This window comes from Acidovorax sp. T1, assembly GCF_002176815.1.
Classification (GTDB): domain Bacteria; phylum Pseudomonadota; class Gammaproteobacteria; order Burkholderiales; family Burkholderiaceae_C; genus Acidovorax.
The window spans coordinates 877,605-897,945 of record NZ_CP021648.1; the positions used below are offsets into that span (position 1 = coordinate 877,605).

General features: G+C 60.4%; 18 protein-coding genes and 1 tRNA gene. 6 read left to right on the forward strand and 13 right to left on the reverse strand.

The features are described 5' to 3' along the window. Positions 1-15: 15 nt before the first annotated feature. From ispE to CCX87_RS04235, 3 genes are read right to left on the reverse strand one after another with little or no spacing between them, the layout of a single operon-like run. On the reverse strand, positions 16-879 hold the full coding sequence (ispE, locus tag CCX87_RS04225; protein WP_087744019.1) for a 4-(cytidine 5'-diphospho)-2-C-methyl-D-erythritol kinase: 864 nt from the start codon (positions 877-879) through the stop codon (positions 16-18). Between the two features lie 9 nt (positions 880-888). Beyond that, positions 889-1,425 (reverse strand): lipoprotein insertase outer membrane protein LolB, encoded by a 537-nt coding sequence (locus tag CCX87_RS04230; RefSeq protein WP_086913203.1) that lies wholly within the window; start codon positions 1,423-1,425, stop codon positions 889-891. Continuing rightward, positions 1,425-3,209 carry a tetratricopeptide repeat protein gene (locus CCX87_RS04235; protein WP_087744021.1) on the reverse strand — a complete coding sequence of 595 codons (1,785 nt, stop codon included), beginning with the start codon at positions 3,207-3,209 and terminating at the stop codon, positions 1,425-1,427. Before CCX87_RS04235 ends, CCX87_RS04230 begins: the two co-directional genes overlap by 1 nt. Before the next feature lie 29 nt (positions 3,210-3,238). Between CCX87_RS04235 and mutM the strand changes: the two genes are divergently transcribed. The 3 genes from mutM (at position 3,239) to mutY (ending at position 7,170) form a co-directional block, all read left to right on the forward strand. Further along, entirely contained in the window at positions 3,239-4,054 is an 816-nt protein-coding gene (gene mutM / locus CCX87_RS04240) for a bifunctional DNA-formamidopyrimidine glycosylase/DNA-(apurinic or apyrimidinic site) lyase (RefSeq protein WP_087744023.1), read from the forward strand. Between the two features lie 105 nt (positions 4,055-4,159). Beyond that, the gene (locus CCX87_RS04245; protein WP_087744025.1) at positions 4,160-6,121 is read left to right on the forward strand and encodes a dynamin family protein; all 1,962 of its coding nucleotides are present in this window, start codon (positions 4,160-4,162) and stop codon (positions 6,119-6,121) included. Continuing rightward, positions 6,118-7,170 (forward strand): A/G-specific adenine glycosylase, encoded by a 1,053-nt coding sequence (gene mutY, locus CCX87_RS04250; RefSeq protein ID WP_087744027.1) that lies wholly within the window; start codon positions 6,118-6,120, stop codon positions 7,168-7,170. Before CCX87_RS04245 ends, mutY begins: the two co-directional genes overlap by 4 nt. Positions 7,171-7,201: 31 nt before the next feature. Here the strand turns inward: mutY and rapZ are convergent, their stop codons facing one another. The 3 genes from rapZ to CCX87_RS04265 are packed head-to-tail and all read right to left on the reverse strand — an operon-like array spanning position 7,202 to position 10,634. Then, the gene (gene rapZ, locus CCX87_RS04255; protein ID WP_087744028.1) at positions 7,202-8,065 is read right to left on the reverse strand and encodes an RNase adapter RapZ; all 864 of its coding nucleotides are present in this window, start codon (positions 8,063-8,065) and stop codon (positions 7,202-7,204) included. Between the two features lie 5 nt (positions 8,066-8,070). Further along, a complete protein-coding gene (recN, locus tag CCX87_RS04260) occupies positions 8,071-9,735 on the reverse strand; it encodes a DNA repair protein RecN (protein WP_087744031.1) in 1,665 nt (554 codons plus the stop codon). A 2-nt stretch (positions 9,736-9,737) separates the two neighbouring features. Further along, positions 9,738-10,634, reverse strand: a complete 897-nt coding sequence (locus CCX87_RS04265; protein ID WP_087744033.1) for an NAD kinase — start codon at positions 10,632-10,634, stop codon at positions 9,738-9,740. Between the two features lie 28 nt (positions 10,635-10,662). Between CCX87_RS04265 and hrcA the strand changes: the two genes are divergently transcribed. Both hrcA and CCX87_RS04275 read left to right on the forward strand, forming a co-directional pair. Further along, a complete protein-coding gene (hrcA, locus tag CCX87_RS04270) occupies positions 10,663-11,667 on the forward strand; it encodes a heat-inducible transcriptional repressor HrcA (protein WP_087744035.1) in 1,005 nt (334 codons plus the stop codon). 48 nt (positions 11,668-11,715) lie between these two features. Then, positions 11,716-11,792 (forward strand) — tRNA-Ile (locus CCX87_RS04275). Between the two features lie 157 nt (positions 11,793-11,949). Here CCX87_RS04275 and CCX87_RS04280 read toward each other — a convergent pair. Then, complete coding sequence (locus CCX87_RS04280) at positions 11,950-12,213, reverse strand: hypothetical protein (protein ID WP_143218323.1); 264 nt, start codon at positions 12,211-12,213, stop codon at positions 11,950-11,952. 307 nt (positions 12,214-12,520) lie between these two features. On the opposite strand from CCX87_RS04280, the gene CCX87_RS04285 reads away from it, so the two are divergent. Next, on the forward strand, positions 12,521-12,805 hold the full coding sequence (locus tag CCX87_RS04285) for a hypothetical protein (RefSeq protein WP_087744040.1): 285 nt from the start codon (positions 12,521-12,523) through the stop codon (positions 12,803-12,805). A gap of 54 nt (positions 12,806-12,859) precedes the next feature. On the opposite strand, the gene CCX87_RS20695 is transcribed toward CCX87_RS04285, so the two are convergent. The 6 genes from CCX87_RS20695 to CCX87_RS04310 form a co-directional block, all read right to left on the reverse strand. Then, positions 12,860-13,363: a hypothetical protein gene (locus CCX87_RS20695; protein WP_143218322.1), complete on the reverse strand. Its 504-nt coding sequence runs from the start codon at positions 13,361-13,363 to the stop codon at positions 12,860-12,862. A gap of 202 nt (positions 13,364-13,565) precedes the next feature. Beyond that, a complete protein-coding gene (locus tag CCX87_RS04290) occupies positions 13,566-14,303 on the reverse strand; it encodes a hypothetical protein (protein WP_087744042.1) in 738 nt (245 codons plus the stop codon). A gap of 550 nt (positions 14,304-14,853) precedes the next feature. Further along, a complete protein-coding gene (locus tag CCX87_RS04295) occupies positions 14,854-17,538 on the reverse strand; it encodes a hypothetical protein (RefSeq protein ID WP_143218321.1) in 2,685 nt (894 codons plus the stop codon). Beyond that, positions 17,531-18,010, reverse strand: a complete 480-nt coding sequence (locus CCX87_RS04300; protein ID WP_087744047.1) for a hypothetical protein — start codon at positions 18,008-18,010, stop codon at positions 17,531-17,533. The genes CCX87_RS04295 and CCX87_RS04300 overlap by 8 nt, the downstream gene beginning before the upstream one ends. Before the next feature lie 356 nt (positions 18,011-18,366). Further along, the gene (locus CCX87_RS20700; RefSeq protein WP_143218320.1) at positions 18,367-18,807 is read right to left on the reverse strand and encodes a hypothetical protein; all 441 of its coding nucleotides are present in this window, start codon (positions 18,805-18,807) and stop codon (positions 18,367-18,369) included. Between the two features lie 50 nt (positions 18,808-18,857). Continuing rightward, the gene (locus CCX87_RS04310; RefSeq protein WP_087744050.1) at positions 18,858-20,189 is read right to left on the reverse strand and encodes a tyrosine-type recombinase/integrase; all 1,332 of its coding nucleotides are present in this window, start codon (positions 20,187-20,189) and stop codon (positions 18,858-18,860) included. Positions 20,190-20,341 lie beyond the last annotated feature (152 nt).

The window sequence follows — 20,341 nt, forward strand, 5'->3', positions numbered from 1 at the left end:
CGATTGCAGAAGCAATCAACCGAAACTCTTGTCTGACGCCCACCCTGTCAGAGGATGATCCATCAAATTTTCACATGTTCTGACCTGCCAAGCGCCGGGGGCGTTTTGAAGATCAACGGCATGCGGGATTTGCGCAAACACTGCACTTCCCGAACCGGTCATTCGACCATGCAAACCGCGCGATTCAAGCCAGTCAAGGGCTTGGGTCACTTCGGGGCACAGGGCCTGGGCAACTGGTTGCAAGTCATTACAACCGAAATTGTATTGTGCTGCAGCAAAGCCTAAGATTGTAGCACTATCAGAATCGCGTTTAAGGTTTGGATCGGAAAAAATTGATTTCGTATCCAAACCCGCCTCGGGCTTCACCACCGCAAAACGTGCCCGCGGTAGCTGATGTGCGTTCTCGAGCGGCGTGATTATCTCACCAATTCCCTCCACCCAGGCGTTGTGGCCACGCAAAAAAAACGGCACATCGGCGCCCAGGGTGAGTCCGATTGCTTCGAGCGCGGAGAGCGGCAGGTGCAGGTTCCAGAGGCGATTGAGTGCGAGTAGCGTGGTGGCTGCATCCGACGACCCGCCACCCATGCCTGCCTGCGCGGGGATTTTTTTGTGCACACCGATGTGAACGCCCATGTCACAGTTGGCGGCCTGCCGCAGGGCCTGCGCTGCGCGCACCGTCAAGTCCATGGCAGGAAGCGCGGGGCCGAGGTCCTCGCGGATGACGAGGCCATCGTGGCGCAGTTCGAAATGCAGCGTGTCGCACCAGTCGATCAGCATGAAGACGGACTGCATCAGGTGATAGCCGTCGGCGCGCTGGCCCGTGATATGCAGGAACAGATTGAGTTTGGCCGGAGCCGGCACGTCGTAAAGAGCTTGCATGAAACGGGATCATCGGGTCAGGACGATGCGCAGGGTGGCTTGCGGCGTTGGCGTGTGGCGTTGTGCCACCAGCCGCCCGGCGTCAATGGCCGACAGATCCACTTGCCAGCCAACGGCCGTAACATGGGTGCCTTCCAGCCAGCTGAACAGCGCCGCAACGGGAATAGGGGTGCCCAGGACATCCCGAAGCAAGGCATCGAGTGATTCGGACTCTCGGGTGTTCTGCCCTGTGGTGATCTCTGCATGGCCGGCATGCCACTGGATTCGTGCCATGGTATTGCCCAGGGGATTGAGCAAGACCAATTGGCCCTGCTGCGCCGACCCCGACAGCTCAAATGATGCCGAAAATGACTGAGACGCCTGTTCTTCTACCTGCAATGCAAGGCGTCCTGTCCACAGCGTGCGCTGTGCGTTCGAAGGCGCGGGCTGCGGCTGGGCGCAGCCTGCCAGCAGCAAAACCACAAATGCCAGCAGGGCTACCAGCCCATGGTGCAACGTTTGGACGGCGCGTTGCGGTTGCCGTCCCTGTGGAATCGCGCGCAACATCAGGGCTTGGCTCCCAGGCGTTTCAGCGTGTCTTTGAGCGTTTCGTTGTCTGGATTCAGGCGCAAACCTTCGCGCCAGACGCTGGAGGCGCGCGCACGGTCGCCGGTGGACCAGAGGACTTCGCCCAGGTGGGCTGCAATTTCGGCATCGGGCCGGGTCTTGAAGGCGGCCGATAGCAGCCGCAAGGCCTCTGCGCTGTTGCCCAGGCGGAATTCAACCCAGCCGAGGCTGTCCGTAATGAAGGGGTCGCCGGGAGCATATTCCAGCGCCTTGGCGATCAGACCCTTGGCCTCCTCCAGGCGCAGCCCACGTTCGGCCAGCGAGTATCCCAAGGCGTTGTAGGCGTGGTGGAAATCGGGTTGCCGCGCAATCAGCTGCCGCAGCAACTGTTCCATCATGACCGCATCGCCCGTCTTCTCGGCCAGCATGGCCTGGTCGTAGACCATTTCGTTGTCGTCCGGATTCTGCGCCACCAGTTCGGTCTGAACGGTCAGGGCTTCCTTGTACAAACGCATTTCCTGCAGAAGCTGCACCTCTGCCTGCAGTTTCAGGCGGGTCTGGTCGGGGGTACTGCCTGGAAGGCCGCGAAGTAGCGCGCGCGCTTCTGAAAGTTTTCCCTGCTGTGCGAGCAACGACGCTCGGCGCCGCTGCGCGCTGATCATTTCTTCGGAATTGTCAATGCGTGCGAGCCACGATTCCGCTGCCGCGTAGTCCTTTTTCTTTTCGGCAAGCTGTGCATAGAGAAGGTAGGCTTGGGTCAGGCCGCGCCGCTGTATGTGGGGATCTGACGTGGCCGCATTGGCCAGCTCGATGTAGCGCTGCAGTGATTTTTCTGCATCGGGCAGTCGATTGTCCTGGAGTTGCAGTGTTGCAAGGGCAAGCCACGCTTCCCTGAAGTCGGGCTTGTCGCGCGTCACGGTCTCCAGTTGCTGGCGTGCGGCAGGGTAACGTTGCTGGCTTAAAAGGACGCGGGCATATGCCGTGCGCAATTCGGGGGCCGGTTGTTTGGCAAGATGGGCTGTCACCAGCGATTCCGCCTCCCTCACTCCTTCTTCCATCAGTTCCAGGGCCAGCGGCATGGCCACTTCGCTTGCTCCATCCAGCGCGAGGGCCCGGCGCGCCGCATCCAGTGCGCCGGCCTTGTTTCCTGCCGCCAGCCGCATGCGACCCAGTGCGGTCCAGGCGGCGGGCCCAGTGGCGGGGTGGCGAAGTTCATCGGCCAGCGCCTGCTCGACCACATTCGCCGCCAATGTCTTGTCGCTGGCGCGGCCATACATCTGGGGCAGCGCCGAGAGGGCCGCGGCTTTGGAAGCGGGGGGTATCTGCGCCAATTCCTGGCGCAGCAGTTCCGGGGTCTCACCGATCCGGTTGAGCGCAATCAGAATCTGCAGCGTGTAACGGTTGGCTTCGCGCGACTGGGGTTGCGCCTCTTTCCACGCCCGTGCCGCCGCCAAAGCGTAGTCGCCCGACCGGGCTTGCAAGGCAATATCGGCGGCGCGCCGGTACAAGGCGCTGTCTCCGCTGCGCCGTGCGGCTTCCAGCATCAGCGAATAACCAGCACCAGGGTCCCCAGACCGGGTGGTCAGCTCGCCCAGAAAGATCTCATAAAAAAGTTCGGCATCCAGCTGCGCGCCGGGATCGGGGAGGGTCGCGGCTTCGGTGCTGGCGGGGTGCTCTTGATCGCTGTACTGCGCCCATACCGTGGTTGATGCAGCCAACAGAGCGGCAGTGAGGAGGGCGGTTCGAAAGCGATGAGATTGCACCATCGGATCATAATAATCCATGCTTTCAAACCTGTTCCAAAGGCCGCGGCATGCCTGAGCTGCCCGAAGTGGAAGTCACCCGTCGCAGCTTTGCGCAGGCCATTGCCGGGGCTCGGATCGATTCGGTTCGCATGGGCAAGCCATTGCGGTGGCCGCTGGGATGTGATCCGCAATCGCTGGTGGGGCGCAAGGTGCTCTCGCTGCGCCGGCGGGGCAAGTATTTGCTGGCGGATCTGGACTGCGGCATGTTGCTTGTGCATCTGGGGATGTCGGGCAGCTTGCGTTTCAGCAGCGATCTACCTCCTTTTGGGGCGCATGACCATTTCGACATGGTCACCTCTCAAGGGACCCTTCGTCTGCATGATCCCCGGCGTTTTGGTGCTGTGGTGTTTGCGGCAAGCGAGCAGGACGCGGTCGCCCAGAAGTTGCTTGGCAGTTTGGGAATGGAGCCGCTGTCCGATACTTTTACGTTTCCCGCCTTCGCGGCGGGACTCAAGGCGAGTCGAGCGCCGATCAAGCAGGTGCTGCTGGCGGGCCGGCTGGTCGTGGGTGTGGGCAATATCTATGCGTCCGAGGTGTTGTTTCTTGCCGGCATTCGGCCCACTGTTGCCGCGCAGCGCATCGGCCCCGTGAGGGCGCGCAGGCTTTTTTCCGCCATCACGACGGTGCTTGCGCGCGCAGTGGAACTGGGGGGCAGCACATTGAAGGATTTTTCCAGTGCCGACGGGATGGCCGGGCATTTTCAGCATGCGGCGGATGTCTATGGTCGCGACGGCGCCCCTTGCCATCGCTGTGGCACGGCCATCCAGCTGCTTCGCCAGGGGCAACGCAGCAGCTATTTTTGCCCCCGCTGCCAGCGTGCATGACGCCGGGCGGATGGCAATCGCCCTGGGGATCGCTCCCGCGGTGCAGGCAATGCTATATTTTGTGCCTACCTGCATGTAGGTCATTCATCGCACTTCGGGAGCAAAGTGGGACCATCCTTCAACGAACAGTTCGACCAGCATGGTGCCTGGCGGCGTGAGTTTGCCCACCAGATTCACCGTCTGTCCGAGTGGATGACCGACCACGAGCTCATGGACGCTGCGGTGCAGGAGCGGCTCCATCGCCTGGAAGCCCAGGTGCGCAGCGACAAGGTGATGGTGGCTTTCGTCGCGGAGTTTTCGCGTGGCAAATCCGAGCTGATCAATGCCATTTTCTTTGCTGACTACGGCCGCCGCATCATGCCTGCCAGTGCCGGCCGCACGACGATGTGCCCCACGGAATTGGGCTACGACACTTCATTGGCTCCCAGTCTGCGGCTGCTGCCCATCGATACCCGCTTGCAATTGCAGGGACTTGCTGAATGGCGCGTGAAGCACGATCGCTGGGTTGAGATCCCGCTGGATGTGAACAATGCGGATCAAATCGCCAAAGCGCTTGAGAAGGTCGCAGAGGTTCGGAAAGTCACACTGGACAACGCCCGGGCGCTGGGGTTCTGGCACGATGAGCTGGCGGATGACAACCCCGTTCCTGATGCCGATGGCTTGGTGGAAGTGCCGATGTGGCGACACGCCATCATCAATATTCCCCATCCCCTGCTCAAGCAAGGGCTGGTGATTCTTGATACCCCCGGGTTGAATGCGGTGGGTGCCGAGCCCGAGTTGACCGTCAATCTCATCCCGCAGGCCCATGCGGTGGTCTTCATCTTGAGTGCGGACACGGGGGTCACCCGTTCGGACTTGTCCATCTGGCGCGAGCATCTGGCAGCGTCCCCGGACAGTCTTGACGCGCGGCTGGTTGTGCTGAACAAGATCGACACCCTGTGGGATACGCTCAATTCGCAGGACGAAATACTCGCGCAGATGAACCGGCAATGCATGACCTCTGCCGACATGCTGGGCGTGCCGCTGGCGCAGGTGGTGCCGGTTTCTGCGCAAAAGGGGCTCGTTGCAAAAATCACATGTGACGATCTGCTGCTTGAATCCAGTGGCCTGACCGTGTTGGAGGAGGCGCTAGCCAAGGGGATCATGGGGCGCCGCCAAGCCATCTTGCGTGCTGCCGTAGCGACGGGGGTGGCGGGGCTGCGTGCCGAGACTTCGCGTGTGATCAATATTCGTCGCCGGGATCTGGACGACCAGATGGCGGAACTGCGAAGTCTCCGGGGCAAAAATGCGTCGGTGATCGAGTCGATGCGCCACCGTGTGGTGCAGGAACAGCGCGAGTTCGATATGAGCACCGCCAAGATTCAGGCGGTTCGGGCGGTGCATCTGAAGTTGCTGCGGGACGTTTTCCATCAGTTGGGGGCCAAGTCTCTCAAAGTGGAGTTGGCCGATTTGGCGCAGACGCTTCAGCAAAAGGGCTTGAAGTTGGGTGTGCGAAAAATCTATGCCCAGACCTTTGACAAACTGAGGGGCACCCTGGACAAGGCGCAGGCATCCGGCATTGAAATTCAGGCGATGTTGGGCGGCACGTTTCGCCAGCTGAATGCGGAATTTGGTTTTTCTCTGCAGGTACCGCCCCCTCCGCAGCTCGAACACTTTGCTGAAGATCTCTCGCAGATTGAACAAAGCCATTTGCAATATCTGGGTGTTGGCAATGTCTTAAAGCTTGTGCAGCCGGAATTCGCCGATCGTTTGGTTCGTGCCTTGGCCATGCGTTTGCGCACGGTGTACGAGTCGGCGGCAAATGACCTGGAGTTGTGGAGCAAGTCCGCAACGGCCCAACTGGATGCCCAGTTGCGTGAGCGTCGCCGCAGTTTTGCACGGCGCATCGAGGCCGTCGACCGGATTCAGCACGCTGCCACGGGTCTGGTGGAGCGGATTTCCGAGATCGAGGCGGGTGAAGAGGAACTCATTCAATTGGAACGACGCTTGACCGAACTGACAGCCCAGTTGATAGCACTGCCCGTCCTGGCCGAAGGTACAGAGGACACAGGGCTTATGCCTGCATGAGTCTATCTGCAACGGATGTCGCCACGCGAGTTGTTCGGTGGCAATCAATCCATGGACGCAATCACTTGCCTTGGCAGCAGACGCGCGATCCGTATAGGGTCTGGCTGTCTGAAATCATGCTGCAGCAGACACAGGTCAGCACGGTGCTGGGGTATTACGCGCGATTCCTGGAGCGTTTTCCCGATGTAAATGCATTGGCCGCAGCACCGCAGGATGATGTGATGGCGCTCTGGAGCGGCCTTGGCTACTACAGCCGTGCACGCAATCTGCACCGCTGTGCCCAGAGCGTGGTCAACGAGCATGGCGGTCTTTTTCCCCGCAGCGCGCAGGTGCTGGCCACCTTACCCGGCATTGGGCGTTCGACGGCCGGAGCGATTGCAGCTTTCTGTTTTTCGGAACGCACCCCCATTTTGGACGCCAACGTGCGAAGGGTGCTGACACGCGTGCTGGGCTTTGATGCCGATCTGGCTTTGAGTCGGAATGAGCGCGCATTGTGGTCGCATGCGCAGTCCTTGCTGCCCTCTGTGGACATCGACTCGGCCATGCCGCGCTACACCCAGGGATTGATGGATTTAGGGTCAAGCCTGTGCACACCGCGCAATCCAGCCTGCCCACAGTGTCCTTTGCACACCTTGTGCGTTGCACACCGTGAGGGGGCGCCCGAGCGCTATCCCGTCAGAACGCGCACGCTCAAGCGCTGCTCTGAATCGTGGTGGCTTCTGGTGCTCCAAGATCCCGTGGGGCGGGTCTGGTTGTCTCGCCGTCCTGCGTCGGGCATCTGGGCGGGGCTGTATTGCGTGCCTGTGTTTCCGCTGCGCTCGGATGTGTTGGTGTTTCTCGATGGCGCAGGGCCAATTTCAGTGCAAACCATGGAGGAAGTGGCACCTTTCCTGCATGTGCTGACCCATCGGGATCTGCATTTGCATACCGTCATCGCTCGTCAATATGGTCAAGCAACGCCAGACGATGGTGGTGCGTGGTGTACTGCCGAACAGTTCGGAGCACTGGGCCTTCCGGCACCCGTTCGCAAACTGCTGGCAGGGCTGTAGATTCAGCAGGACGCCGCTTGGATGCGCGCGTTCAACGGCCGTCCAGTTCCCGATGGCGTCGCAATACGGTCCATCGGTCGCTGAATACGTGGGCCAATTGCTCCACGAGATAGACCGATCGGTGCTGACCGCCTGTACACCCGATGGCTACCGTCACATAGCTTCGGTGGTTTCGGTCCAGCATCTCCAGCCAGTGCGATAGGAACTGCTCGATGTGCAGGCGCATCAGCGCCACATCTGGCTGTTGCCGCAGAAATTCTGCGACGGGCGCGTCCAGTCCTGTCAGGTCACGCAATGCCGGTTCGTAATGTGGGTTGGGGAGCATTCGGACGTCGAACACATAGTCGGCGTCCACTGGGATTCCGCGCTTGAAGGCGAACGACTGGAAAACCAGTGTCAGTTGCCCTGGCGCCGCCGGGATCAGATCCTTGACGTAGCTTTGAAGCTGGGAAGCCCTTATCGTGCTGGTGTCAATGACATGTGCCTGCTCACGGAGGTCGGCCAGCAACTCGCGCTCCAGCTCAATCACCTGTGTGAGTGCCCGCCGGCCGTCTGGAGTGTCGTCATGCGACAAAGGGTGGCGGCGCCGCGTTTCAGAAAAACGTCGAACCAGGGTCTCCGTGGTGGCATCGAGGAAGATGGACTGAATGATCACCCCCTGGTTTCGCAGGCGTTCCAGTTCCCGCGGCACCTGCGGCAGCGACGTGGCGCTGCGCACATCCATGGCAATGGCCACGCGGTTTCCGTGGTGCTTGTGCTCCAGAGCCACAAAGGCGGGGAGCAGTTCGGGGGGCAGGTTGTCTACGCAGTAATAGCCCGCATCTTCCATGGCGTGCAGTGCCACGGATTTTCCGGAACCGGACATCCCTGTGATCAGCACAATTTCCAAGGACATGAACTTCAGCTTTTATGCAGGGTGTTTGCCAGGCTCAGCATTTCGCTTGCATGGGCCAGGCTGGTGCCTGTTGGGCGTTCACCGCCCAGCATGCGGGACACTTCCACCACGCGATGCTCGCCTAGAACGGGCGTGACTGTGCTGGTGGTCCCGGCTGAATTTCGCCGCTTGGACACCATGAGATGGTGATCGGCATAGGCCGCCACCTGCGGCAAATGGGTAACTGCGAGCACCTGCCGGTCGCGCCCGAGTTGCCGCATCAAACGCCCCACGGTTTCGGCCACGGCCCCGCCGACGCCCGAATCGACTTCGTCAAAGACCAAGGTGGGAGCCGTGCCGAGTTCGCTGGTGGTCACAGAAATCGCCAGGGAAATTCGTGACAGTTCACCGCCAGAAGCGACCTTGCCGATGGGGCGGGGAGTCATGCCGGGGTGACCCGCCACGAGAAACGCGATGTCGTCCAATCCATGGAGCGCCGGCGCAGAGGTTCTTGTCACCGATACCTCAAAAATGCCTCCCGTCATGCCCAGGCCCTGCATTGCCTGTGTGATGGCTGCAGACAGTTGGGGCGCTGCCCTTGCTCGCCTAAGGGAAATGGCTCGTGCAACCGATTGGTAGGCTTTGGCGCTGCTCGCTTCCGCAGCTTCCAGGCTGGCGAGGTCGGCTGCAGCGTCCAGTTGCTGCAGCTCTGCTTTCCATACTTGCAGCAAGGCGGGCAATTCCGCGGGTTGGCGCTTGTAGCGCCTCGCCAGCGTCATCCACTGTGACAGGCGCACGTCGAGATCGACGAGGCGGTCCGGGTCCAGCTCGGTGTGTCTCAGATAGGCTTGTAACGATCGGATGACATCGCTGGTCTGCGCAAGACTGGATGAGAGGATGTCGGCCAGTTCGCTGAAAGCGGGTTCAAGCTGCTCCTGGCTATGCAAAAGTGAGGCAGCGCGCGTCAGGCGGGAGTGTGCGCCCGACTCCTCCACTTCGAGCGCCGTAAGTGCACCTTGGGCGGCTTCCAGCAGTGTATGGGCGTGCGAGAGCCGTTTGTGCTGCGCTTCCAGTTCGGCCCATTCATGTTCCGCGGGTGCCAGTTTGCTGATTTCCGCAATTTGCCATTGCAGCCGCTCGCGCTCTTGCTGGCGGGTTGTTTGTGCGGTGCGCGCATCCTCCAGGATCTTCTGGTCGGCACGCCATTTTGCCCAGCATGCAGCCAATTCCTGCAGCGAGATGCCTGCATAGGCGTCAAGCAAACCCCGCACGGAGTCCGGGCGGGTCAGGCTTTGCCATGCGTGCTGCCCATGGATATCCAATAACTGATCCCCGAGGAAGCGCAGTTGTGTTGCGGTGGCCGGCGTGCCATTGATCCATGCGCGGCTTTTTCCTTGGGTGTCAACGGTTCTGCGCAGGAGTAGGCTGTCGTTGGTTTCGACTCCTGCTTCCTCGAACCACGGCTGCAAGTGGCTGGGGCAATCGAACTCTGCGCACACATCCGCATGGGGGGCGCCTTCGCGCACGTATCCTGCATCCGCGCGTGCACCCAGTGAAAGTTGCAGAGCATCTACCAAAATCGACTTGCCAGCACCCGTTTCCCCAGTCAGCACGGTAAAGCCTGTCTCAAGATCAAGCGCCAGTTCTTGAACGATCACGAAGTCTCGCAGGGTGATCCGCTTGAGCGCCATGTTCAGGAGCCCCCTTCGTTCCAGCGCAACTTTTTGCGAAGGGTGGCAAAGTAGTTCCAGCCGTGCGGGTGCAAAAACCGGACGCTGTGCTCGGAGCGCTGCACGAGAATGCGATCACCATGCAGCAGTGACGCCAGTGACTGCATGTCGAAATTGGCGCTGACGTCCCTGCCGCTCACGATCTCGACCGCCACTTCGGTGGCATCGGACAAAACGATCGGGCGGTTTGACAGGGTATGGGGTGCAATGGGAACCAGCACCCATCCGGGAATGGATGGGTGAAGCATGGGGCCTCCAGCGGACAGCGCGTACGCCGTTGACCCCGTTGGCGAAGCAATGATCAACCCGTCAGCCCTTTGATTGGCAACCAATCGCCCGCCCACCTCCACGCGCAGCTCCACCATGCCGGAGGTGGCGCCGCGATTCACCACCACATCGTTCATGGCCAGGGCTTCAAAAACCGTGGTCTGCTCCCGAACCACCCGCGCTCGCATCAGGGGGCGCAAGTCTTCTTCATACTCTCCACACAGCATGGGAGTGAGTGCCATCTGGTAACTGTCGAAGGGGATGTCGGTAATAAAACCCAGGCGTCCCTGGTTGATCCCGATCAGCGGGGTGCCGTAGCGTGCCAGCCGACGCCCGATGCCCAGCATGGTGCCGTCTCCCCCCACTACCAGGCCCAGATCGCATTGGGTGCCAATGGCGTCGACGTCCAAGGCGGGGTAGTCGGTCAGGTTGGCATTGATGGCGGTTTCTTTTTCAAGCACCACCTGGCATCCCAGGCGGACCAGAAACTGCGCGATCTCTCCCAGGGCGTGGCGAGAGCTGTCGGTCATGCCGCCGGCAGCCGTTGCCTGATACTTGCCGATAAGCGCAACATGGCGGAAATTGGACGTCATCGCGAAATTACATCATTAAAATCACCCCATGCTCGATGACCGTGCCAAGTTGTTGCTGAAAGCGCTGGTCGAGCGCTACATCGCCGATGGGCAACCCGTGGGTTCGCGCACCCTTTCGCGTGCGTCCGGCCTGGAGCTCTCTCCGGCAACGATACGCAATGTCATGGCGGATCTCGAGGAACTGGGATTGATCGCCAGCCCGCACACGTCCGCTGGCAGGATCCCCACGGCGCGTGGCTACCGCTTGTTTGTGGACACTATGCTAACGGTGCAACGTGATCCATTGACGCCGCCACAGCTGGCGCCAGAGCAGCCGCAAAAAGTGATTGCCAATGCGGCACACCTTTTGTCAAACCTCTCGCAGTTTGTGGGTGTGGTGATGGCACCGCGTCGTACCTCCGTGTTCCGTCACATCGAATTTCTCCGGCTTTCAGAGCGCCGGTTTCTTGTGATCATTGTTTCACCTGAAGGTGATGTGCAAAACCGTGTCATCTTCACCGATGTGGACTATTCCCAGTCGCAGTTGATCGAGGCAGCCAACTTCCTGAATGCACACTATGCTGGCCTGGCCATAGAGCAGGTGCGGGAAAGGCTCAAGGCAGAGGTTGACATGCTTCGCGGGGAGATCGCGTCATTGATGCAGGCTGCTGTCAACGTTAGTTCGGAGGCGCTTTCCGAAGCGCAGGATGAGGTTGTCATTTCGGGCGAAAGAAATTTGTTGGCCGTGAGCGATTTTTCCAGTGACATGGGCAACCTTCGCAGGGCCTTCGATCTGTTCGAGCAGAAGACGCAGATACTGCGTCTTCTGGACATCTCCAGCCAGGCTGAGGGTGTCCGTATCTACATCGGCGGTGAAAGCCAGGTGGTGCCGTTTGAAGAGCTTTCGATCGTCAGCGCGCCCTACGAGGTGGATGGCCGGGTGGTAGGCACTCTGGGAGTGATCGGCCCCACCCGTATGCCGTATGACAGGATGATCCAGATCGTCGACATTACCTCCAAGCTGGTGTCCAACGCGCTGAGTTACCGCAAATAAACGCCCTACAATACTTGCGGTGTCCCGTTTGATTCAGTGTTGGTGCGAGGGGCGTTAGCTCAGTTGGTTAGAGCAGAGGACTCATAATCCTTTGGTCGACAGTTCAAGTCTGTCACGCCCTACCAAGCTAGATAAGGAAAGCCTGCTATCAATGCGGTAGCGGGCTTTTTTCTTTCCCGTCCGATGTAAGGGCGGATGTAAGACGATTTCGGCAATGCCACCCAGCACCAGACAAAAGAAAAGCCCCACGGTGAGGGCTTGTGGTGGTTGCAGAGGTGCCCCTCAAATCAGTGCGCGCCGGGTGCGCAGGTCCACCACTTTGCCGGGTTGCTTGCGGGGCATTCGGCCAGCTGCGCGCAGTTCATCTTCCAGGCGGCCAATTTCATCCGCGTAGAGCTCCAGGCGGTCCAGCAGGGCCACGGTGAGGGGGGTCAGCTCTGGTGAGGTCCAACCGTGTTCCATGAGTTCGCCGGTGGGCATGGTTGCCAGTGTCTCGGTGGTGGTGTCGAAGTCGGTCACGGTCCCGTGTTCTGAGGTCGTTTGCATGGTGTGGTTTGTGTTGGTTGACATGACGCCTATTGTGACGAATAGGCAGCGCTTATCAAACTACACTTTTCGCTTGAAACCTATGCTGTTAGATGACTTTGCGCTATGTAAATTATAGCAATCTAACGTGTTAGACGAGGGGCGCGCGAGGCAGGCGCGAGCTTAAAAACGGGTGACCCCCACCCCACCACGGGGGACTGGACCAACCCACCGCACCCCCGCCCCCACCCCTTATCTCTGGCTCTGTATTGGGGTGGTATTTTCAGTTTTCGCGTGTTAAATATGATGCTTAACAGGAGGGCGCGGCATGGATACCCAGCACATTGGCAAGGCAGAGGTCATCAACTGCGAGTTTGAATACGAATGCCCGCTTGACTGGTTCAAGTTAGCGACCACTTACGATGCGAGCGTTCGAAACTGCGGTGCCTGCAATAAGGATGTGTACTTCTGCCGGGATACTGGGCAACTGGTGCTCCTGCTGCGGTACATCCCGGATGCCTGCGCGGCCATGCATGTGGGCAAGACCGTCACCATTGACGCCAGCAGAATTAGGACGGGGATACCAACCTACCCACGCTTCCAGGATAAATAGGAATTAATCGTAGTCTTCCATCGCATGATTGATGGTGCGCTGGGCGTGGTCAGATCACGGCATGGCACCTGAGTTGGTTTCGGCGCTGCTGGGTGGAATCGTGCATTGCGAAAGTAAAGCCTGCGCTGTCTCCAAACATATCTTTTGGTCGAGCCCGCGAGGGGGATGCCCCTCGAAATGGCTCAATATGCGCTGTGCCATTGCAACCACCGTTGGCTTCTTGATCCGGTAGAAATCTCCATCCACGTCACCTAACACCGCATACGGGAGTTGTAGAACCCAAAACGCGACGGTCGGGGGGTATTTGTTGTTGCGGATACCGCGCAGAAACCCATTCTCTACAAACCACCGAGCGAATTTCTTGTCCGGCAGACCAAGTGCTGAAATGCCTGCGCGCCCTAACAGGTTACGCCTCCACGTCAGAAAATACTCCCGAGCACGCCAATATGTCGAGTCGGGCACTTCACTGACCCCAGATACGCAAGGGTGTTTTGGCCACGGCGCACCCAATGCATCAAAGTACACCCGCCCGCCTGATGGCGACTTGTAGAAAAACACCGTCGCGTTGCACACTGGGCATCGCGCTTTGGGGTTGACCCAACTGCCGGGGGTCAGCGGCCACGCTAGGGCTTGGGAAAGGCCCGCGCTGTGCCCGTGGAATGTCCCACCCCAACCACAGTCGCAGTCGGGGGCGTGGTTCCAAGCGTTACACCCCATAGCGTGAATCCTCCCCGACCCATGCTACTTCATACCGCACGGGCTAGTGCAGGTCATCAAGCCCCAAGGTGTAGGCCACCCCTGCATCAATAACCGCTTGGGCCTCGGTGAGTAGCACGCGGGCTTGCAGAGCATCTTTGCGAAGTTGCTGATACGCTGGGCCTTGTACCTGCTCAAACGCTTGGGCAATGTGCCCGGCGACAGTGCAAGCCATTAATATCAGGTACTCGGCGGTTGTGTGCCCCTTGGCAGCGAGATTTGCCTCCGTGTGCGGTGACATGTTGGGGTAGCGGTTGGCTGCTTGAATGACGCCCATCACTTCGGCGCGGGTCTGTTCGCAGCCTTGAGCAGCCAGCTTTTCGGCTGCGTCTTGAATCCACACCAGAGTAGAGATAACGTCCCATGTCCGGCCGATGCCGATGCCGAGGCCGAGGCCGTCATCCTTCGGAAAAAACGCATCACGCAGACGCGCGGCTGGTTGGTTATGCCAGCGTGCTGAGCGCATTACATGCGCAAGGGATGAGAGCAGGTCTGTAAGTTGCAGTAGGCGTGCTGACATGTCACGCGCTGATGGTTGGGAAGAACCGCAGCCGTAGTGAAGCCCATCGCTCTGTCGGACCGTGCGTTTGTTCGTGTCTGCCTTCATCAAGGCCATCAGTGCCTGGGCACGTGCTGGGGACATGATGCCCTCTAAGGCAGGGCTACCATCGTTGAAGTCGAACACGACGTGTGCGGGTGCCATGAGAGCGGCGGCGGTTGTGGTGCTGGTGGAGTCTTGCATCATTAGGTTCCTTTGTCAGTGGGGTTGCGTGAGGGTGTGAAGGCGTGGGCGGCCACGCGGGCGGCGTGTTACCGGGCTACTCGGGGGCAACCACAACGTGGTCGGTTTTCCGTGGACGCGGCGCAGGATGCGCTGCCAGCCCAGTGCGTGGAGTGCGGGGGCGAGTCGCTGCATGTCCGTGCCGGTAATGCGCTGCAGGGTGGTCGGTGTGAGTGCGGTTGGCTTTGGGTAGGGTAGTGAAGCCCACCACGTGGCCACGGTGGACATACGACGGGCCAGACGGCGCCGGGCTCGCGCAGTTGGGATAGGGGCGGTCAGTTGCTTGGGTCGTTTCATGTCGTTTGTGCAGGGTGTGCAGGGTGTGCAGGCATGGGAGGGCTTCTTTTCTCTTTTCTCTCTTTTCTCTCTTTCTTTTTTCTAAAGAGAAGGGGGGGGGCTTGCCTGCAAACCCTGCAAACCTGCACGTTTTGGTTGTTTTCCCTCTGTAGCAGGGCGTGCAGGCAAGGCGCCCGCACCCTGCACACTTCATGCACAAAGTGCTGCGCCGGGGTCATAGAGTTGCCCCGAAGTCGTCCCCGTCAGACGGTCGCCAGTCAAAGCGGAGCACCGGCCGGGTGCCATAAGTAAACTCTTGGTACAAAACACCCATGGCGTGCAGGATTGGCTGCACGCGGCGTAACGCATCCAATAACGCCCGCTCGGTCTTCGGAATGGGTGAGTCACGGTCCCAAGGATCTGGGCGCGGTAGCAGCCCAAGCAAGACACTGGGGCGAATCAGGGCGCCTAGCCCCTCGGTAGTGTTGAACACGGCGGCCGGTCGCGGGCGCCTCATGATGTGGCGTAGGCCGGGTTCGCTATCGTCCTTGGGCCAAGACTGCACACCCTTGATCGCGGCGCAGACCTTGAGCAGGAACACATCCCCCGATGCGCTACGCCGCGCCATGGCCTCGCGCAGTGCATCCACGATCTTGAGGAACCCACCCGGCGGGTAACCGGCTGCACAGAGCATGGCCTCCCCGGTCTGGTCGAAGGTCACCAGTCGGTGTTTCCACCCTTTGCGCTGGCGAACCTCGGGCAATGTGCGCAACGTCGCGGCCTTCAGCGAATACAGCGCGCCAAGGAGGGCGGGGAGGCGTGCCTCTGTCATGGTGCGGATTTCTCCCTCGCTGAGAACCTCACGGTTCGCGTTGGGCCGGAAATCGAAACGCAGTGTACGGTTCTGCAGGTCTGGCTGCGTGCAGACAGGGCTTACAGCGGTGATTGCTACGGGGCGCAGGAGATGTAGGGCGGCGGTCTCCGTTTGCTCGTACAACTTGCGCACCGTTAACGTACCGCCCGTGCTGGCCATGCACAGGGTGTCTGCCGTGGCCTTGTCGAAACGGCTCACGTTATCCATAGACAGCACGTATTGCTGCTGGGCCACTGCCGCGATGTCTTCCGTCTTGGCACCACAGGTGCGCAGCCCGTGTTTTGATGGTGGGTCAATCAGCCCCACGTCGTGCTCGGCTGCTGTGCTTTTCCCCGACCCTGCCGGGCCGACGTATTCGCACACCGGGTGGGTGGTTTCCGGATCGAGCCGATCAAGTGCGACCGCAGTGCGAATCACTGCCTGATCCGTTGGTGTTTGGAACAAGGCTTCAAAGTACCCCATGCAATGTGCGAGTGCTGCGCGTGCGTCTCCGTCAAAAGGTTCTGGGTCTGGCAGTTCGCCCGCGCCCGCGCCGCGCCGGAATAGAGGGGTGTCTTGCGACTCGTCCACCTGCGCCCACCCTTGCGGGTCAATGCGGACGATGCGGCCCGGTCCCAGGTCCACGTAGCGAGCGTCTCCGTCCTGCGCTACGCGAAGTGCAACAGAAGTCACTTGACCTGCCCGTTTGGCCTTTGTGCGTAGTTGCGCCTCGAACATTACGATTGCCTGCTGACTGGGTGCTTTGCCGCCGCCAGCCGCTGCCGTGGTCAAAATCAGATCGTTGGCTGTCCCGCTGCCGCTGCGGACCACTTGGCGGCACGTGCGCCCGTCCTTCGTGTAGGTTTCGACGTAGTTCAAGACGCCGTCTTGATCAACGATGGGGCGCAGCGCGCCCGACACGACGGCTGAGGTGAGCCCGGTAGTAGTCGGCGCTTCGTGGCTTGCTTGCTGATGTGCTCGGCCCAAGACGATGGGGGATTTGATCTTGCCCCGATGCGGGCAGGCAGCACAGGCGGCTGAATGGCTGCCAAACTCGCTGCACGTGGTTGGCCCAGCACCCCAAGCCGCCATTTTTCGGGCCGTGTTGCGTGGGTCGTACTCGGGGTGGTGTTTGCTGACGTCATCGGCCAGCCCATCAGGCCCCGCGCAGTGCTTCACGATGCCCAGCATGGCACGCCAATATGGTTCCGTCACCTTCTGCTGGTTATCGGGCTCAGCCGCCCAGCGGACCGCCTCACACTCTGCGCGGATCAATTCAAAGTCGGCCGGCGCGGAGTCGTACTGCTGCAGCACATCGGCGTTGACGCTCAAGTCATACACCCGCGAGGACGCAACTGGGCCGCTGGCCCCTTGGGCCGCAGCCGCGATCTCGTCGGGGTCGGCGGGATGGTTGCCCATGACGGTAGGAGGTGGGCGCGAGTGTCGCGTCCCGACGGGACAGCTTGGGAGATACGAGCGCCGTGTCGCATCTTTGGCCCCGGTGTCCCCGATGCCGCCAGACAGAGCTTGCAAGCCTGCCCACACTCCCTGGGTGTACTCTTGCCCACCATCTGTAATGCGCGACAAGGGCACGACGTAACGAAAGCGCGGTGCGTCCGGTGCCCAGTTGTAGGTGGGGGCCTTGAGGTAAATCCATCCCTTGCGGCCCAGTGCAGCATCCAAGGTGGCAATCTGTTCTGGCGTCGCAGAGTCCACATCCAGAACGACAGCCCAGACACCTTTATGCGCGGCACCCGCAGCCATGCTTACGCCGGGCTCCAAGTTGTCACGCATCACACCGATGCCGAACATGGCTGCTTCCTCTTTGGCGCGCACCTCGTGCACTGCCGCGAGTTTCTCCAGTACCGCACGGGGGGCGTCAGCCTCTATGAATCCGCTAACCCTTGTGGCCTTCACGCTGTCGAATAATGGCACCTTGTAGCGCGAGCTGCCTCGCGGGTATGCTTCGCCATCCCAGCTCTCAGCTTCGGCGTTTTGCAGCGGTTCGGGTGTTACAGCACCCCCCGCTGTTTTTGTTTGAGCGGCCATCGCCGACCACTTACTCATCAGCACCCTCCTTACCGTTCACGTGCTTCGCTGGCACGTCCACAACGTTGCCGGGCTCCACCAGTTCGGCGCTGATGCCGCCACGGTGGATGATGAAGTTAAACACCGGCAGGTTTGCGTATGGGTCTGCTTTCTGGGCAAGGCGGACGCGGTCGGCGTTCTCGATGATGCGCAGCGGATGCTTGATCAGGTCGGCTGCTTCGAGTGGGTCCAGGCTGTCCACATCAACCACTATGCGGTCCAGCAGTTTTTGCGCCAGCTTTCGGGCCTTGGGCACCAACAGTTCGCCTTTGAGTGCCATTCGCTCAGCAGTGGCGTCGATGGCTTCAGCATGGGCAGCAACAAAGTCGGCTGCGTCGGCTTGTGTGAGTTCCAGCAGGCCCGCCACCCCGGCCATATCGGGAGGGTCGTACTCTGCAACCAGCCGGATACGCTCGGCCACCGTCTTTTCGTAGTGGGTCAGGTCAGACATTGGCGCTGCCCTCGGCTCCAGTGATACGGCGGATTTCTGCCACGGGCCATGCAAGGCGACCATTGATGCGTAAGGGGCGCAGGGGACCGTGCTCGAAGCAGGCCCAGCCCCGCATGGTCTGGGGTCGGCGATTCAAATAGTGCGCGGCTTGCTCAGTCGTTACGTTGGGTTGCGTGACTGATTCAAGCGGCGGGAATCGCAGGACCGCGGATGCAGCGCCGGGCAGTTGGACGCTGTTTTGCGTAGGCTGTTTCTCGGGCATGTTGTCCCCCATGTGGGTTTGTTGAACATGGCCGCGAGTTTGTTTTTTTGTGGCTCTTTCGTGGTCACACGTATTTGCCGAAAAATAGGATCACCTACGGCAACGGCTCCCATCCGTTCACTGGGGCGTTGTCGGCTGTTCTGCTGCTGATACCCCCTGCTCGATACCCCGACATACTGATCAGCTGGGCACAGAAGTCGGTTAAGTAGGTACGCTGGTCTCGCCCGTTCTTCCACTGCGGCAGATGGGCGTCAACTTTTGCAAGGGTGTTGCGGACTTGAGCAAGCAGTAACGCCTGTGCCGTTTTAGCTTTTGGTCCGGTGCGTCCCTGTGGGGTGGCTTCTATAAGTCCCGCCATTGCTGGGTAAAACGCCACCTCGTGCGCAAGGGCGTCCAAAAGCGCGTCAACTGTTGCCGCTTCGGTTTGAGTAACCCAACTTTCAAACCCCGGCATTTTGCGCATCAGGTCTGCAATTTGTGCCTTATACGCATTGAGCAACTCAATGGATGCGTCTGAGGCATTCGGCACGTTCACAGGTGACTCCTTCGGCGGTCTTCCCCGTTTCGGCTTTTGCATATCGCCGTTCACTGCACCACCACGCGCAGCGCGCCCGGCGCGGCCTTGGCATCAAACACAATCCCGGCCTGTTCCAGAATCCACGCCTCGATGCGCTCATGGTGTACGCGCAGCAGGTCAAGCGGTCGCACGCGGTAGTGCTTTTCCGCTGTGGCGCTCGGCTTGTGGCCTTGAATCTGCGCCACCACGCCAGCAGGCACCTCCAGCCACTCCGACAAGGTGCCAAAACTGCGGCGCAGGCCATGCAGGGTCAGGGCATCAATGGCGGCCACCTTGCACGCTCTGTCGTGCGCATGGTTGGGCTCAGTCAGCGGTGTGCCTTTGTTGCGGGGGCTGGAGAACACCCATTCATTACGGCGGGGCAGGGCGGCCAGCAGGTTGTGAACGTAGGGCGTCAAAGGGATAACGCGCTCGCCTTCCACCTTGTCGCGGATAGTTAGGCCCCGCCATTGCGTGTTCAAGTCATCCCAGCGCATCGCCAGCACCTCGCCAGGGCGCGCACCGGTCAGCAGCAACGTTTGCAGGTATGCGGACACGGCAGGGTTGCCGATGCTGCGCACGGCGGCAAACCACGCGGGCAATTGCTCTTTCAGTAGTGAATCGTCCTTTGCCTTCGCCTTGCCCAGTGCCTCGCGGGCCTTCTTGGTTTTGGCGGGGTTCGTGCTGGGCAGCACTGGCACATATTCCGGCTGTTCTGCGCACCAGCCTAAAAACGCTTTCAGCAGGCGCCATGCCAGCCGGGCAGCGGTTGGGCGTGTCTTCGCCTCACGTGCTGCCCATGCCTCGATAACGGCGGGCGTCAGGTCACGCAGCGCCATCGCCATGAGCGGATGCAATGGCCCGGCGATGGTCACACCCCGGCCACGGGTGCCACGCTTGGCCGCTTCGCCACCGGCTCGGGTCAGGCGCGCATGGTCATTGCGGTGCAGGTCGCCCCAGTGTGGGGTGCGTTCGGCCACATAGGCGCCCCATGCTTCGCCCACTGTCACGGCTTGGGATGCGGCCTCTGCGGCGGCGGCTACCAGTGCAGCGGCTTGCGCTTTTGTCGTGGCCACGGCATCGCGTTTCAAGTCTCGCGGGTCTTTGCCTTCATCAATCAGGCGTTGCAGCTCGCGCGCCTTGGCTTGGGCGTCTGGAATGCTCCAAGCGGCAGGGCTCCCAATGGTTAGGCGCAGGTCTTTGCCTAGGTACACGCTCTGGAACACATACGCAGGCTTTCCGGCTGGCGTTGCTCTCAGCCCAAGCCCCGGCGCGGTTGCGTCCCACATGAAAGCCTGTTTCTTGTCGGGCGGGCATTTGAACCCCGAAACCCGGCCAGCGGTGAATGCAATCTTTGCCATGCGGTGCCCCTTGCCGTCTTACATCGACAAGGATGTAAGGGTGGATGTAAGACGATTTGCCAGAAAAAGCCGAATTTCAATCAACGCTTAGGCTGTTCGCTTGTCCAGTGTTTTTTGACTAAGTTGTTGATTTATATTGATTCTATCAGCAT